At 69.7% G+C, this 14,531-nt stretch carries 14 protein-coding genes and 2 pseudogenes; 6 read left to right on the forward strand and 10 right to left on the reverse strand.

Annotated elements, in window-relative coordinates:
- Positions 1 to 195: 195 nt before the first annotated feature.
- Positions 196 to 750, forward strand: coding sequence for a DUF4383 domain-containing protein (locus ACIGXX_RS17205; RefSeq protein ID WP_351167832.1), 555 nt, complete (start codon positions 196 to 198; stop codon positions 748 to 750).
- A 445-nt stretch (positions 751 to 1,195) separates the two neighbouring features.
- Here the strand turns inward: ACIGXX_RS17205 and ACIGXX_RS17210 are convergent.
- Positions 1,196 to 1,791, reverse strand: a pseudogene (locus ACIGXX_RS17210) (FAD-binding domain-containing protein); the annotation flags it as partial.
- Positions 1,792 to 1,955: 164 nt separating this feature from the next.
- Between ACIGXX_RS17210 and ACIGXX_RS17215 the strand changes: the two are divergent.
- From ACIGXX_RS17215 to ACIGXX_RS17230, 4 genes are all read left to right on the forward strand, one after another.
- Positions 1,956 to 2,291 carry a CU044_2847 family protein gene (locus tag ACIGXX_RS17215; RefSeq protein WP_361472596.1) on the forward strand — a complete coding sequence of 112 codons (336 nt, stop codon included), beginning with the start codon at positions 1,956 to 1,958 and terminating at the stop codon, positions 2,289 to 2,291.
- A complete protein-coding gene (locus tag ACIGXX_RS17220; RefSeq protein ID WP_399976376.1) occupies positions 2,288 to 3,079 on the forward strand; it encodes a hypothetical protein in 792 nt (263 codons plus the stop codon). Before ACIGXX_RS17215 ends, ACIGXX_RS17220 begins: the two co-directional genes overlap by 4 nt.
- A complete protein-coding gene (locus tag ACIGXX_RS17225) occupies positions 3,072 to 3,863 on the forward strand; it encodes a hypothetical protein (protein WP_399976379.1) in 792 nt (263 codons plus the stop codon). The genes ACIGXX_RS17220 and ACIGXX_RS17225 overlap by 8 nt, the downstream gene beginning before the upstream one ends.
- A gap of 313 nt (positions 3,864 to 4,176) precedes the next feature.
- Positions 4,177 to 4,455, forward strand: coding sequence for a hypothetical protein (locus tag ACIGXX_RS17230; protein WP_361472589.1), 279 nt, complete (start codon positions 4,177 to 4,179; stop codon positions 4,453 to 4,455).
- Positions 4,456 to 5,260: 805 nt separating this feature from the next.
- Here ACIGXX_RS17230 and ACIGXX_RS17235 read toward each other — a convergent pair.
- The 4 genes from ACIGXX_RS17235 to ACIGXX_RS17250 form a co-directional block, all read right to left on the reverse strand.
- Positions 5,261 to 5,887: a flavodoxin gene (locus tag ACIGXX_RS17235; RefSeq protein WP_399976382.1), complete on the reverse strand. Its 627-nt coding sequence runs from the start codon at positions 5,885 to 5,887 to the stop codon at positions 5,261 to 5,263.
- Between the two features lie 157 nt (positions 5,888 to 6,044).
- Positions 6,045 to 6,896 carry an aldo/keto reductase gene (locus tag ACIGXX_RS17240; RefSeq protein ID WP_399976385.1) on the reverse strand — a complete coding sequence of 284 codons (852 nt, stop codon included), beginning with the start codon at positions 6,894 to 6,896 and terminating at the stop codon, positions 6,045 to 6,047.
- 50 nt (positions 6,897 to 6,946) lie between these two features.
- Positions 6,947 to 7,978 (reverse strand): zinc-binding dehydrogenase, encoded by a 1,032-nt coding sequence (locus ACIGXX_RS17245; RefSeq protein WP_351167812.1) that lies wholly within the window; start codon positions 7,976 to 7,978, stop codon positions 6,947 to 6,949.
- Between the two features lie 65 nt (positions 7,979 to 8,043).
- Positions 8,044 to 9,021 carry an aldo/keto reductase gene (locus tag ACIGXX_RS17250; RefSeq protein ID WP_361472577.1) on the reverse strand — a complete coding sequence of 326 codons (978 nt, stop codon included), beginning with the start codon at positions 9,019 to 9,021 and terminating at the stop codon, positions 8,044 to 8,046.
- 215 nt (positions 9,022 to 9,236) lie between these two features.
- Between ACIGXX_RS17250 and ACIGXX_RS17255 the strand changes: the two genes are divergently transcribed.
- Positions 9,237 to 10,145 (forward strand): helix-turn-helix transcriptional regulator, encoded by a 909-nt coding sequence (locus tag ACIGXX_RS17255; protein ID WP_351167808.1) that lies wholly within the window; start codon positions 9,237 to 9,239, stop codon positions 10,143 to 10,145.
- Between the two features lie 74 nt (positions 10,146 to 10,219).
- Here ACIGXX_RS17255 and ACIGXX_RS17260 read toward each other — a convergent pair.
- From ACIGXX_RS17260 to thiE, 5 genes and pseudogenes are all read right to left on the reverse strand, one after another.
- Positions 10,220 to 10,646 (reverse strand): annotated as a pseudogene (locus tag ACIGXX_RS17260) (transcriptional regulator); the annotation flags it as partial.
- Between the two features lie 191 nt (positions 10,647 to 10,837).
- On the reverse strand, positions 10,838 to 12,235 hold the full coding sequence (locus ACIGXX_RS17265) for a purine-cytosine permease family protein (RefSeq protein WP_399976391.1): 1,398 nt from the start codon (positions 12,233 to 12,235) through the stop codon (positions 10,838 to 10,840).
- Complete coding sequence (locus ACIGXX_RS17270; protein ID WP_351167804.1) at positions 12,232 to 12,921, reverse strand: TenA family protein; 690 nt, start codon at positions 12,919 to 12,921, stop codon at positions 12,232 to 12,234. The genes ACIGXX_RS17265 and ACIGXX_RS17270 overlap by 4 nt, the downstream gene beginning before the upstream one ends.
- 5 nt (positions 12,922 to 12,926) lie before the next feature.
- Positions 12,927 to 13,760, reverse strand: coding sequence for a bifunctional hydroxymethylpyrimidine kinase/phosphomethylpyrimidine kinase (thiD, locus tag ACIGXX_RS17275; RefSeq protein WP_399976395.1), 834 nt, complete (start codon positions 13,758 to 13,760; stop codon positions 12,927 to 12,929).
- Positions 13,757 to 14,395: a thiamine phosphate synthase gene (gene thiE, locus ACIGXX_RS17280; protein ID WP_351167800.1), complete on the reverse strand. Its 639-nt coding sequence runs from the start codon at positions 14,393 to 14,395 to the stop codon at positions 13,757 to 13,759. Before thiE ends, thiD begins: the two co-directional genes overlap by 4 nt.
- Between the last annotated feature and the right edge of the window lie 136 nt (positions 14,396 to 14,531).

The following is a 14,531-nucleotide window of genomic DNA, read 5'->3' on the forward strand; positions in this document are numbered from 1 at the left end:
ACCCCCGAGCACGGATGCGCGGCGGTCCCCCTCCAACCGCGGACCAGTGGATGCGGTCGAAGTGCATCCGCTGAAACCGTCGGACCGGAATAGATCGTGCCATATCCAACCAAGCCGCTGTCAGCCGATGCGTGCGTGACGTACGGCGATGGAACTTGAGCCGCCCGCCGGACGGCCCGCGGAAAGGAAGCTGGCATGAAACTGCAGGACGAACTGCCCGTCGATCACCATCTCGCAGTCGTCTACCGCTATGGCGCGGCGCTCTGCGGCCTCGTACTCATTACCTTCGGCTGCCTGGGCCTGGCCGACGCACTGACCCCCCTGAGCACCAACGGCGACGTGGCCGGCCTGTCCACCAATGTGGCGCTGAGCGTGATCTCCCTGACCGTGGGAACCGCGCTCATCCTGGGCGGGGTCATCGGCGGCACCTTCGCCTCCGCTCTGAACATGTCCGTGGGCACGCTCTTCCTGCTCAGCGGCTTCTACCACCTCTTCACCCTGGACCGACCGGCCAACTTCCTCGACTTCGGCATGACCAACGTGCTGTTCAGCTTCGCGGCGGGTCTGCTGATCCTCACCTTCGGCATGTACGGCCGCGTCTCCAGCAAGCTGTCCCACGACAACCCCTTCTGGCGTCGGCGCCACCCTGAACAGGCAGCCCATGAGGAGGATGCCCGGCGATCAGCAGCACCAGCGCAACTGTCGAACCGAGAGCCGCCGGCCCTGGAGAACACGGCTCCAGGAGACTGATGGGCGCACCGGCAGGCTGTTCGGACGGTCGCGCGCTGTCCTGCCGCACAGGTACTGCTGCAGGACGGCACGGCCGTGCGGCCGGTCATCGCGCTGATGGCGCCTAGACGGCTGGAATGTGGCCGGCTAGGACGAACGGCGGCCGATGCAGGTGGCGGACTGTGACGCCGATACACGGCCCCACGATGGCGGCTGGACCTGGGCCCGGCATAGACAACATCGCTGAATGACGGCGAATTGTCGTCGAAGACGCGCACGTTCCTGTGGCTGCGAAGGCCTTGACGGCCCATCAGCGAGGCCCACCAGCGAGGCCCGGCTGCGAAGGGACGGTCGCCCAACGGGTCCAGGTCAAGCCGATATCGCAGGGCCCTAATTCGCCGTCACAGCCAGATGGCCCCTGACGGGCCGACGGAGGTCTGACCGCCACCGGGACAGCGAACTCCGGTCACGGTATTTGGTCGTGGCGGGCAGTTTCTTCCCGCAGCGCTTGGTCGAGATCGCCCAGTCGTTCCATTCCGCTCACCGCCCGCACGGTGCGTGGGTGGGCGGCAAGGCGACGCTGGTTGCGGTACACGAACGACCAGTAGCCGGCTGTGAAGGGGCAGGCGCGCTCGCCGGTGCGCTGGGTGGGGCGGTAGGCGCAGCCTTGGCAGAGATCGCTCATCCGGTTCAAGTAGGCGCCGCCCGAGGTGCAGGGCTTGGTGGTCCTCGCGGTGAGCAGGCGGCCGCGATCGTGCATCCAGCCCTCGTGACGCAGCTGGCGCATCGCGGAATCGCGGCATCGATCACCGGATACCCGGTCCGCCCCTCCTTCCAGGCCTCGATGTCGTCTCGTGCCTCCTCCATGCCGCGCCAGGAGTCGTGTTGGGGGCGATAGCCGCTGCCAGACGCGTCCGGGCGGGCAGCCAGGACCTGCTGATAGAAGTCATGCCAGGCCAGGTGTCGCACGAACGCGGCGGACCCCCGTCCCTCGACAGCGGACAGCGTGCCGAAGTGCAGGTGCAGGGAGAGCCGCGAGGTCCCGCAGGGAGCGGTTCTGTCTATCCGGCACGGGGGCAGGCGGGCCGAGCCTCCGGGGCTTCGCTCTGCGGCTGCCGCTGCGAGGCGGTCGGGGCTTTTACATGCCCATGTTCGGATCGGCGGCAGCATGCGCCGCTTCGGCTTCCCGGGCCCCATTTCTACCTCTGCGCGGCTACCCTGGGGGAGTGACGCAACAAGCAGCAAGTGCCGTATCAGATGTGCGAGTTGAGACGGTAGAGCTCAATGGGAACGGTGCCCGGCAGATCGGCAGCAGGACGCGGCAGTCCGCGTCGTTGGCCGGCCGGTCGCAGGAGTTGCAGGACGCCATCCAGCAGGCCTCGACCATCGCGCAGGACGCCCTCGCCCAAGCGCCCGCACGTCACGGCTGGTCCGTCACCGGCATGGAAGTCACCTTCGGGATCACCCTGGCCGCCGAGGCAGGAGTGATCCTCTCGAAGGCGTCGGCGGAGGCCTCGTTCGAGGTGACGCTCACGGTGGAGCGGACCAAAGAAGGGCCATGACCGGCGCTCATTACTGGGTGCGGATCAGCGAGGACGGCAGATCTCTGGGCGCCGGTCTCCTCCTGACCCGCGTCTACGTCCTCACGGCCATGCACTGCCTGCGCGCGGTCCGCGTGCAATACGGCCGCCTCGACCTCGAACTGGCCGACGGACGCACACTGACCGGCCGCCTGTGCGACTCCGTGAAGGCTCAGGATCTCGCCCTCATCCACATCGAGGACGCGCACCAGTACGACCTGCCCCTGGCCGCCCCTGTCGACTGGCCGCGCCCGAACACGAGATGGCGGGGAACGTACTGCCCGCCGGATGAGCAGACCCAGCTCAGCGGCCGCGTCTCGCACGCCCCGATCACCTACCGCAGCGTGGAGGGCGGAGAGTTCACCGGGATGCAGCTCAGCGTGGAGCAGTTGATGGGCGACTATTCGGGATACTCGGGCAGCCCTGTGGACACCGAACCGGCCGTGATCGGCATCCTCATGGAGCAGGCCGCGGGCCGCGAGGACCCGTCCCGCGGCGCCGAAGTACTCGTCGGCGCATCCGTGCGGCATGCCATGGAACTGTTCCCGCACTTCAGCACCGAGTCCCTGCGAGGCGGTGGCCGGGAGACATGCGAGGCGGGCCCGGAACCCACCGTGCGAACCGGGTCGGAGGATGTCGCGGCCGTACTGCGATCGCTGCGGCAGTGGGAGGACGAGGGCCTCATCCTGCCGGACGAGGCCCGGGAACAGCGCCGTCACCTGCTGCGGGGGTTCGGTGAACGTGCCCTGGGAGGCGAGAGCGATGACTGACAGCGGCATGGAGGAGTGGCGGCGCAGGATCGATGCCGGCGAAAGGGCTGTCGCGGGTCTTCCGGGCGCAGGGCAGAGCCTGGCCGACCAGGCTGACCTTCTTGCCGAGGATCCGCAGTTGCTGATGACTCCGGCCGACGCACGGGCCATGTCCTATTTCCTCGCCTTGCTGCGTGAGCTGGGGCCGGCGGCCAGTCGGTCATATGCACTGGCCGTGGACGCGGCCCGGATGTGGGGGGAGAACGGAAGCGTGCCACCGGCCTACCAGTGCGCGGTGTACAGCCGGATCGGCACCGTCCTCGCCGAGAGCGGAAGCGGCGCAGTGGCCTTCATGGCTCTGCGTGCCGCCGTGAACGCCGCCGTCAGTCCGTCAGAGGAGGCATACGCCCTCGCCCGACTCGGCGAGCTGGAGATCCACTACCACCAGCCGTCTCATGCCAGGGTCCACGCTGAGCGGGCCGCGCGACTCGTACCCCAGGCAGAGGACTCAGTGACCTGGCTCGACGTCCGCATGCGATCGGCCTACACGCTGTTGCGCATCGAATACCAAAGCTCCCTCGTACGGGAGTTGGTGGATGTCTGCGGGCGACAGATCGACCGCTGGGGGAACGACCATCCCCGAGCCCTGGAGGCCCTCACGATCATGGCCGTGGCGCAGCGTGAGCACGCGCAGAAGCAGGGCGACCGGGCGGCCGCGGAGCGCTATACGGACGTGCTCGCCGTGACGGCACAACGCTCCGCGAGCCTCCTCGGTGCGCGCCACCCGCAGGCACGGGCCGCCTGAGGGAGGCGCCGGTGAGGCGGTGGATGGAGCGCGTCCTCGCCGAGCATTCGACATCGCCGGAGGTACTCGCCCTGCTCGCCGGGTCAGGCTGCAGCAGGAAGATACGAAACACCGCGAAAGACCGGGCCGGAATCCGCAAGCTGAGAACGCGATGAGCCAATGGGGGCGATGGGCGGGCGCGCAGACTGCCGCACCCTCAAGAACCGCGTCATGTCCCCTAGTCAGGCTGCGCGTATCAGCCTTTAGGCCAATCGGGGGAAGGCGGGGCGGTCTCCATCGATGTGGGCCTGCCAGCTGCGGAAGGATGCGTTCCATGCGAACCATGAAGCGCGTTTTCCTCGCGGCTGCGGCCGCGTCGCTGCTGGTGGCGAGCCACGGTGTAACTGCCGCGGCCTCCGCGCCCGTACAGTCCGCGTCCGTGCGGTCCACGCCGGCAGCCGGGCCAGGCTGGCACCACGTGGCGGACTTTCCTGCGGCCGAGGAGAGCCGCTGTCATGAGCGCGGCCGGTGGTACTTGGAGAACGGCGTACGCGCCTACGAGTGCCGGGCCGCCGGAGTCTGGGAGTTGTGGGTTCTCACCGAGCCCTCCTGACCAGGGTCGAGGTCGGCTCGTTGCCCTCACGGCGGTGCCTGCCCGGCAGCAAGGGCCGCCCCGCCCGAGCGCACGAGCGAGCGCAGCACTTCCCTCACTGCTGGGAGCCGGCGCCGGATCGACGGGCCCTGTTCGCGGAGATGCTCGGCACGATTGACCGCCCGGCCATGCCGCGGGCGCCTCGCCCAGCCTGCGACCGCTTGCTTGCCGACCGTGAACTGCGCGCTGCCATCGAGGAACACACTGGGCCGCCCATCCTCAGCAGCGCGCCCAGCCAGGCCGGATACAACTCTCCGAGCCGATCTGCCTGGCCCCCCAGAGCGGCGCCCCCTTTCTCGGAAGCCTCTCCTCAATCACCCCGTGTGTGTGGCTCCGGGCCCGCGAAGGGCTACTGGCCGTTTCCGGTTGAGGTGACCAGGGCGATCAGGACGAGCAGGCAGCCGACCAGGGCGATGACGTCTTCTGCGTCCCAGCCCTGCTGGAGGGGCAGAGCGATGGCTGCAGCCGTGACGTAGGGCCATGAACGGCGGGGCTGATGAGGCGAGTTCGCGTGGACATGGTGGCCTCCTGAGATTGGCTGATGTGCTGGAGGACCACGGTCAACCAGGGGTGTCTTGTCCCTTCTAGTCGGACTCGGTCGCCGCAGGTGGGGGCTCGAAGATCGGGGACTACCGGCTTTGTTCCGGGACAAGCAGGACGGGGGAGTGCATGGGGCGGCCGCTGGGGCGAGCTGAAGGGGCACACGGAGGAGGCCCATGAGTTCGCCCGCTGGCTGCGCAAGATCCCCAGGCGTGTCACCGTGTGACTATCCCTGGAGCAGGCCCGTGCGCTGGAGCCACGCCTTGATCGTGGGCCCGGCGTCGTTGGCTTTCTCGCCCTGGACAGCGAGGCCGGCGCCCATGGTGGCTCCGCGACAGACGGCTGCGTAGTCGCGTTCGGTGGTGCCCAAGCCGCTCATGGCGTAAGTGGTGACGGGGTGGACGGTCTTGTCGCGGAAGTCCAGCCCATCGGCGAGGGTGGTCATGATCATGGGCGCGCGGATGTTCCAGATCGGGCTGGCGAGCAGAATGGTTCCGTACCCCTCCAGGCGAGGCAGGCGGCCCTTGATGGCGGGACGGGCGTTGGTGTCCTGTTCGCGGACATTGCGGTTGACGGTCGCGTCGTAGTCGCCGGGGTAGGGGTCAGCGGGCTCGATCTGGTAGAGGTCGCAGCCGATCAGGTCGTGGATCTTTCGGGCCACGACTTCGGTGTTGCCGGTCTCGAGGTAGGTGCGGTCGCCGTAGTAATAGTTCTCACCGGGGCGGGAGAAGTAGGCGAGCAGGATCCGGCCGCGAGGCGTACTCGTGGGTTCGGATGTCGCGGAGGTCGAGGTTTGGCCGGAGTTCTGCCGGTCGGGGTCGCCTGCGCAGGCGGCGAGTGCGGGGGTGGTCATGGCGGCAGCTCCGGTCAGCAGCGCGGCCCGCAAGACTTCGCGCCGCGCCGGCAGGCGGACGGTTCGGGTCACAGGTGGGTCCCAAAGACGAGGTTCGAGCAATTGACAGGGCGGCAGGCGGACGGCCTGCCGCCCGCTGCAGCCGTGGAACTTCGGATCAGGCGTCGAGGCGGCGCTTGGCGAGCCAGGTGACGATCTCGGGGTCGTGGTGGTCGAAGAACAGGGAGTTGCCGGTGTCGAGGGTGGCGATCTCGGCCATCTGCTCGTCGGTCAGGTTGAAGTCGAAGACGTCGAAGTTCTCCGCCATGCGCTCGGCCCGTACGGACTTGGGGATGGTGATGACGTCGCGCTGGGTGAGCCAGCGCAGGACGACCTGCGCGACGGACTTGCCGTGCTCCTTGCCGATGCCCGCGAGGAGAGGGTTGGTGAACAGGTCGTTCTTGCCCTCGGCGAAGCCGCCCCAGGACTGGTGCTGCACACCGTGCTCGCGCATCAGAGTGTGGAAGTCGGCGCGCTGGAAGAACGGGTGGGTCTCGATCTGGTTGACCTGCGGGGTGATGTCGTTGTTGACGATCAGGTCGATCAGCCGGTCGGGGTAGAAGTTGGCGACGCCGATCGCGCGGGTCAGACCCTCGCGGTTGAGGGCCTCCATGGCACGCCACTGGCCGTAGACGTCGCCGAAGGGCTGGTGCATCAGGTACAGGTCGAGGTGATCCAGGCCCAGCTTTGTCAGCGAGGTCTCGAAGGCGCGGCGGGTGTTGTCCTGGGCCGGGGCGTCCTGGACCCACAGCTTGGTGGTGACGAAGAGGTCCTCGCGCGGGATGCCGCTGGAGGCGATGGCGCGGCCTACGGCCTCTTCGTTGCCGTAGGCCGCGGCGGTGTCCAGCAGCCGGTAGCCGGCGGCGAGCGCGTCGGAGACGGTGCGCTCGGTGTCCTCGGCGGGGATCTGGTAGACGCCGAAGCCGAGCAGCGGCATGACGACACCGTTGTTCAGGGTGACGGTCTTCATCAGGGGTGTCCTTTGCTGTGCGGAGGCCGGTGAGGGGGGGCCGGTCGTGGTCAGGGGCGGATGAGGGCCTTGAGGACCTGGCGGTCGGCCATGGCTCGGTAGGCGTCCGGGGTCCGGTCGAGGGAGAAGGTCCGGTCGAAGACGCGGCCGGGGGCGATGGTCCCGTCGAGGACGTCGGGCAGGAGCTGCTCGATGTAGGCGCGGGCGGGGCTGGCGCCACCGGTGAGGGTGATGTTGCGCATGAAGAGGGCCGGTCCGATCGGCCCCTGCTCGTACTGAGGCACGCCGAGGCGGCTGACGGTGCCGCCGTCGAGGACCGCTCCGAGCGCGGTGTGGAGGGTCTGGCGGGTGCCGACGGCCTCGATCACCTTGTTCACGCCGCCGCCGGTCACGTCCTTGATGCGGGCGATGCCCTCCTCGCCGCGCTCGGCGACCACGTCGGTGGCCCCGAAGTCGCGGCCGAGGTCGGTGCGCGCCTGGTGGCGTCCGGCGAGGACGATCCGCTCGGCCCCGAGCCGCTTGGCGGCGATGACCGCGCAGAGGCCGACCGCGCCGTCGCCGACGACGAGGACGGTGTCGCCGCGCGTGACGCCGGCGGTGAGGGCGCCGTGGTGGCCGGTGGTCATGACGTCGGACAGGGCCAGCAGGGACGGCAGCAGCGCGGAGTCCGCGCCCACCGGGAGCTTGACCAGGGTGCCGGCGGCCTGTGGGACGCGGACGGCTTCGCCCTGGCCGCCGTCCACGCCGTCGAAGCCGTACCGGCCGCCGTGGCGGCAGGAGATGTGCAGGCCCTTGGCGCAGTAGTCGCAGGTGTTGTCGCTGTAGGTGAACGGGGCGACGACCAGGTCGCCTGCCGTCAGCCCGGTCACCTCTGCGCCGGTGTCCTCGACGATGCCGAGGAACTCGTGCCCCATGGGGCGGCCGGTGTCGGAGGCGGGCATGGAGGCGTAGGGCCACAGGTCGCTGCCGCATACGCAGGAGGCGACGACGCGGACGACCGCGTCGGTGGGCTGGTCGATCTTCGGGTCGGGCCGGTCTTCGACGCGGACGTCTCCGGCTCCGTACATCATGGCTGCACGCATGACGGTAGTACTCCAAACGGGGGGGTGCGGGGATGCGGAGCGCGGCGCCCCGGCGGGTGCGGGGGTCAGCGCTCCAGCATCCGGGCCTGGGCCTCGGTGTGGGTGGCGCCGGAGGCCGGCGGGAGGGCGGTCAGCGTCTGGATCTGCTGCGGGGTGAGGCTGACGGCGTCGGCGGCGGCGTTCTCCTCCACCCGGGACACGCGCTTGGTGCCGGGGATCGGGGCGATGTCGTCGCCCTGGGCGAGCAGCCAGGCCAAGGCCACCTGTCCCGGCGTCGCGCCGATCTCGTCGGCCAGGGCCTTGACTTGATCGGTCAGGGCCAGGTTGCGCTGGAAGTTCTCGCCGGTGAAGCGCGGGTTGCCGCGGCGGAAGTCGTTCTCGTCGAACTGGTCGGTGGAGCGCACCGTGCCGGTCAGCATCCCCCGTCCGAGCGGGGAAAATGGCACCAGGCCGATGTTCAGCTCCCGCAGCAGCGGCAGCACCCGCTCCTCGATCCCGCGCGTGAACAGGGAGTACTCCGACTGCACGGCGGTGACCGGCTGGACGGCGTGGGCGCGGCGGATCGTGTCCGGGCCGGCCTCCGAGAGCCCGAAGGCGCGCACCTTGCCCTCGGCGATCAGTTCGCCGACGGCGCCCGCGGTCTCCTCGATCGGCGTGTTCGGGTCGACGCGGTGCTGGTAGTACAGGTCGATGTGATCGGTGCCGAGCCGTTTCAGCGAGCCCTCGACGGCCGTGCGGATGTTCGCCGGGCTGGAGTCCAGGTTCCACGGGCCGTCGCCGCCGTGCGAGACCAGGCCGAACTTCGTCGCGAGGACCACCGTGTCCCGGCGGCCCTTCAGAGCCCGGCCGAGCAGGTTCTCGTTCGTGTAGGGGCCGTAGATCTCGGCGGTGTCGATCAGGGTGACGCCCAGCTCCAGCGCCCGGTGCACCGTCCGGATCGACTCCGCATCGTCGGTGCCGGAGCCGGTGTAGCCGTGGGACATGCCCATAGCGCCCAGGCCGATCTGGGAAACCTCCAGGTCACGGAGCTTGATGTACCGCATCTCGCCCTTCTTCCACATCGCAGATGTCCAGCCCCCTTTACCTTCGCCCGGTCGGGCAGGGCGCGCCTGCCCGGCCCAGGGGCCGGGGGCCGGGGTGTATTGCTCCTTCACCTTCGCCCGGATTGCGCGCGTGTGGCAGGGCGGGCTCTTCGGGGGTAATGACAGGGCCCCCCTCGGCGCTGCGCGGCAGACGTAGGGCGGGTGAGACTGGGGGCATGGCATCGACGAGCGCACACAGCGAGGGCGCCGAGCTGGGCCGCTACCTGCGCGCCCGCCGCACCCAGACCAGCCCCGAACGCGTCGGCCTCACACCCGGCGCCGGCACCCGCCGCACCCCGGGACTACGACGCGAGGAGCTGGCCACCCTGGCCGGCATCAGCATCGACTACTACGTTCGCCTGGAACGCGGCAAGGAGACCCGCCCCAGCCCCGCCGTCCTCGACGCGCTCGCCCGCGCCCTGCACATGGACGACCAGGAGCACCAGCACCTGCGCGAGCTCGCCGCCCGCGCCGCCCGCTACGTCGCCGAACCGCCGCCCGCACCCAGCCGCACCGTGCGACCCCACCTCAAGCTGCTGGTGGAGTCCCTGCGCCCGAACCCCGCGTACGTGATCAGTCGTAGCATGGACATGCTCGCGTGGAATCCCGGCGGGCTCGCCCTGTACGCGGGACTCGAAGACTGGCCCGCCAAGCACCGCAACCTCGCCCGCTACCTCTTCCTCCACCCCGCGGCCCGTGATCTCTTTCCCGACTGGGACCGCCAGATCACCGCCTGCGTCGCCCGCCTGCGTGCCACCGCTGGCACCGCACCCGATGCGCCGGATCTGACCAACCTCGTCGGTGAACTCCTGCTCAAGAGCCCGGACTTCGCGGGCCTGTGGGAGCGCTACGAGGTGACAGGACGCAAACCCGCCCACAAGACGTTCCAGCACCCACAGGTCGGTGCCCTCACCCTGACCTCGCAGTCCCTCCACATCGAGGGCACTCCGGGGCAACGCATCGGCGTCTACACCGCCGAACCCGGCAGCCCCGACCACGACGCCCTGCTGCTGCTCGACATGACCGCTCCCCGCCCCATGCACAGTCCGGCTCGCGGATCGACGCCACCGGGAACCTCCTCGTAGGACGGCCGCGCCCTGCCGTGGGCTCGCCTACGTGGCGGTCGAGGGTCGGGCGTGGTCGGCGGCCCAGGACGCGAGGACGCGAGGATGCGCAGGCCGTCGCGGGTGGGCGATCCGAATTCTGCGGTCCATACGGCGAGTTGCTGGTCGGGGTCGGTGCTGGCGGTGGGGGTGTCCCAGTCCAGCGACAGCTCTCCGGCGACGGCATGCAGAAGGGTCTTGGATCCGACGCTGAGGGTGGCAACCTGGCGCGCGGGCCCACCACGTGCGGAAGTCCGTGTCCTGGACGCACAGTTCACCCACCAGTGCGGTCAGCCGTGGATCGTCAGGATATTTGGCTGCCTCCATGCGCAGTTGTGCGACCGCCGTGCGGGCGACGGTTTTCCAACCGGCATAGAGATTCCGCATGGCAGGGTCGGTGAAAGGAATGCGGACGTAGTTGCGGTGCTTTTCCGGCACGGCTGCGAAATCGGTGACCATAGCAGCGGCGAGCGGGTTCCAGGCTGGCCTGCTGCCAGGACCGCAACATGCTCGTACAGGTGTACTCGCCGATCGCCCACGGCACGCTCCTCGACAGTTGACACATCAAGACGATCGCCCCCCCGGTTGCCGGATGGCATCGGGTGGGGCGGCCGTGCATGCGGCGGCGTGCTCCGAGGCGTCGCTGGCCCAGGTAGCACCCGTGGTGCTACGAGTTACTCCCCGGGGTGCCGCTCGGCCGACGCTGCCACGTGCCGCCCCCTTAGGCCCACGGCGAGGGTGGTGAGGGCGGCTACCGCGAAGGAGAGCAGGGAGGCGCTCATCCACGGCTGGACGGTGAAGCCCACGGCGTCCTGCAGCCAGGCCCAGAAGTCGGACCAGCCGGCGATGTTCGTCGGCGCGATCAGTTGGTAGGTGGCGAAGCCCAGTGCCCAGGGCAGCAGCATGACCCAGCGGGTGGGGGCCTGTTCGGAGACGTCCCAGGTGCGGTGGCCGCCGAGGACGAAGTAGTCCACGACGAGGACGGCGAACATCGGGATGAAGACCGCGCCGATCAGGTAGAGGAAGCTGGCGTAGCTGTCCATGTTCACCAGAAGGGCCAGGACCGTGGCCAGGGTGCCGCTGATCAGGCACAGGATGCGGCGGTCGGCCCGGGGCAGCAGGTTCTGGACGGAGACGGCGGTGGAGTAGACGTTGGCGAAGGACTGGTCGACCTCGCGCAGGACCAGGACACCGAAGCAGATCACGCCGACGCTGGTGGCGGTGAACGGGTCGAAGACCTTGTACGGGTCGGTGGTGTCGAACGCGATCATGGCGAGGGCGGCCACGCCGAGGACCGAGCCCGCGACGCCCGCGAGGGTCTGGCCGATGACCAGGCCGCCGAATGCCTCCTTCTCGCTGCGGGAGTGGCGCGCGTAGTCGGCGACCAACGGCAGCCAGGAGATCGACACGGCGATCACGCTGTCGGCGGCGAACCAGAAGTCCTTCCAGGAGCCGCCCTCCAACGGAATGCCGCGCCCGGCCAGGTCCCAGCCCAGGTAGCAGATGGCCAGGACGACGGCGATGGTGACGTAGCGGCGGATGATGCGCAGGGCGCCGAGCGGGCGCAGCGTGAGCGCTGTCGTCACCGCGCCCGCGAGCAGTACGTACAGCCAGCCGGGTCCCGGGTCGCCGAAGGCCTGGCGGGCCAGGATCTTCAGGCCGGTGGAGATGACCACCAGCTCGAAGACGGCCCAGCCGACCATCTGCAGCACGTTGAGGACGGTGGGCAGGTAGGACGCCTTCGCGCCGAACAGGCCGCGCAGCAGGACCATCGAGGGCGCGCCGGTGCGGGCTCCGGTGATGGCGGCGAGGCCCAGGGCGGCGGTGCCGATCAGGGTGCCGACGACGGACGCGGTGACGGCCGCGGCGAACGACAGGGTCGGAGCGCCGGTGCCCAGGGGGTCGAGGACGACCAGCATGCCGCTGAAGCCGAGCAGGCTGACGCCCAGGTTGGCCCAGAAGGTGCCTTGGTCCAGGCCGCTGAGGACCTTGGGTGTGGGCTGGTCGAGGGTGAGCGGCGCCTCGTTCGCCGGGGCCGGTCTGGGGGTGGCGGGTTCGGTGGTGGTCGTCACTTCGCGGGCTCCGAAACCTGGGCAGGAGCGGCGCCCACGGGCCAGGTCTCCATGCGCCAGGCGGCGTCCCAGAACATCCACTCCCAGGTGGACGCGGTGGTGAAGACCGTACGCATCCGTGCGCGGGTGGCCGGGTCGGCCTGGTCCGCAAGCCGGTTGACGATCTGTCGGGCGTGTTCGGTGGCGGCTTCGAACTCCTCGTCGGCGTACGTGCCGATCCAGTCGCCGTAGGGGTGGGTGGCGAGGTCGCCGGCCGACTCGAGGAGCGCCCGGCCCACCTCGGCGTAGATCCAGAAGCAGGGCAGGACCGCGGCGGCCAGCTCCGGGTAGCCCTGGGTGTGAGCAACCGAGAGCAGGTAGGAGGTGTACCCGGTGCAGGTGGGGGAGGGCGTCCAGGCGTCGACGTCGACGACGTTGCTCTCGTGCAGGGAGCTCTCGACGATCACGGCGTCGTGGGCGGACTTCGCGAAGAACGCGATGTCCTGCGGCAGGTCCGCCTTCGCGGCGGCGCTGGCCAGCGCGCGGGCGTAGCCGCGCAGGTAGTGGGCGTCCTGGGCCAGGTAGGAGACGAACTTCTCCCGGTCCAGGGTGCCGTCGCCGAGGGCGATGACGAACGGCAGCTTGTCGATGGCCGCACGTATCTCGGCGGTGGCCGTCCACAGCTCGTCGCAGAACGTTGTGGTCATGGGGCTCAGCTCCAGTACTGGTGGAAGTGGTGGACAGGTCCGTGGCCGCTGCCGATGTGCAGGGTGTCGGCCGCGCGCAGGGCCCCGGTCAGGTACGCCTTCGCGGCACTGACGGCTGTGTGCCAGTCGTCGTGCTGCGGGCGCAGGGCGGCGATCGCGGCGGAGAGGGTGCAGCCGGTGCCATGGGTGTTGCGCGTGTTGACGCGAGGTGCGGACAGCTCGGTGACGCCAGCGGCACCGGCGCCCGTGGCGTGCGTGGCGTCGACGAGGATGTCCACGGACGCTGCGTCGTGTGTGTGGTGGCCGCCCTTGAGGAGGACGCGCCTGGCGCCGGTTTTCAGGAGTGCGTGGGCCTGCTCTATGGCTTCTGCGCGGTTCTTCGCCGCGGCGGTGCCCAGCAGGTCGCCGGCCTCGGGGAGGTTGGGGGTGATCAGGTCGGCGAGAGGCAGCAGACGATCGCGCAGCACCGCCACCGCATCGGCCTCCAGGAGACGGTGGCCGCTGGTCGAGACCATGACGGGGTCCAGGACGACGTACCGGGGGCGGTGCCGCTCCAGGGCTTGTGCGACGGCTGCGGCGATGCCGGCGTCGGCCAGCATTCCGATCTTGACGGCGTCCACCGGGACGTCGGCGAACAGCGTGTCGAGCTGCTCGGTGACGAACGCCGGGGGGATGGCATGGATGCCGGTGACGCCTTGAGTGTTCTGGGCGGTCAGGGCGGTCAGAACGGCTGTTCCGTAGGCGCCGTTGGCGGAGAACGCCTTCAAGTCGGCTTGAATCCCGGCGCCGCCGGAGGGGTCGCTGGCGGCGATGGTCAGGGCGATGGGCGGGCTGGTCACGCGGGGATCTCCTGTCGCAGAGTACGCACGAGGGACTGGGCTGCCGCCTCGGGGTCGGGCTGCCCGCAGACCGCACTGACGACAGCGATCCCGGCCACGCCGCTTCTCATGACCGCGGCGGCCTCGGACACGCCGATCCCGCCGATGGCCACGCAGGGCAGCGGGCTCTCCCGGACGATCTGAGCCAGGCCGCCCAGACCCAGCGGGGCGTCCGCGTCCGGCTTGGTGGACTGCGGGAACACCGGCCCGACACCGAGGTGGTCGACGGAGTCCGGCACGTGCGCCAGCTGCTCAAGACGACTGACGGACAGGCCGATGTACTTATCGGGACCGAGCTGGCGCCGGGCGCTCTCGGGGGAGACGTCCCGCTGCCCGAGGTGGACGCCGTCCGCGTCCAACCAGACCGCCACGTCCAGGCGATCGTTGACGATCAAGGGGACGCCCGTGCCCGCGAGTTCGGCCTGGATCGCACGGCCGAGCGAGAACAGCGTGCGGGCGTCCGCGTCCGGATCGCGCAACTGCACGGCGGTGACGCCGCCCTTGACGGCCGCCGCAACGGTAGCGGCGACACCGCGGTGCCCGCAGAGTCTGGTGTCGGTCACGAGATACAGGGACGGATCAAGAGGAGGTCGCATGGGTTGCTCCTTGGGGTCTCCCGGCCGGGGAAAGGCGTGGGAAACGCATCGGGAGGTACGGGGGACGGCAGGCCCTGACATGCAGGGACCTTGAGTTGTGCACCGGGGCGAGTTGGGGGACAGGGCAGCCGGACTC

This window comes from Streptomyces sp. NPDC055243, assembly GCF_044544025.1.
Taxonomy (GTDB): domain Bacteria; phylum Actinomycetota; class Actinomycetes; order Streptomycetales; family Streptomycetaceae; genus Streptomyces.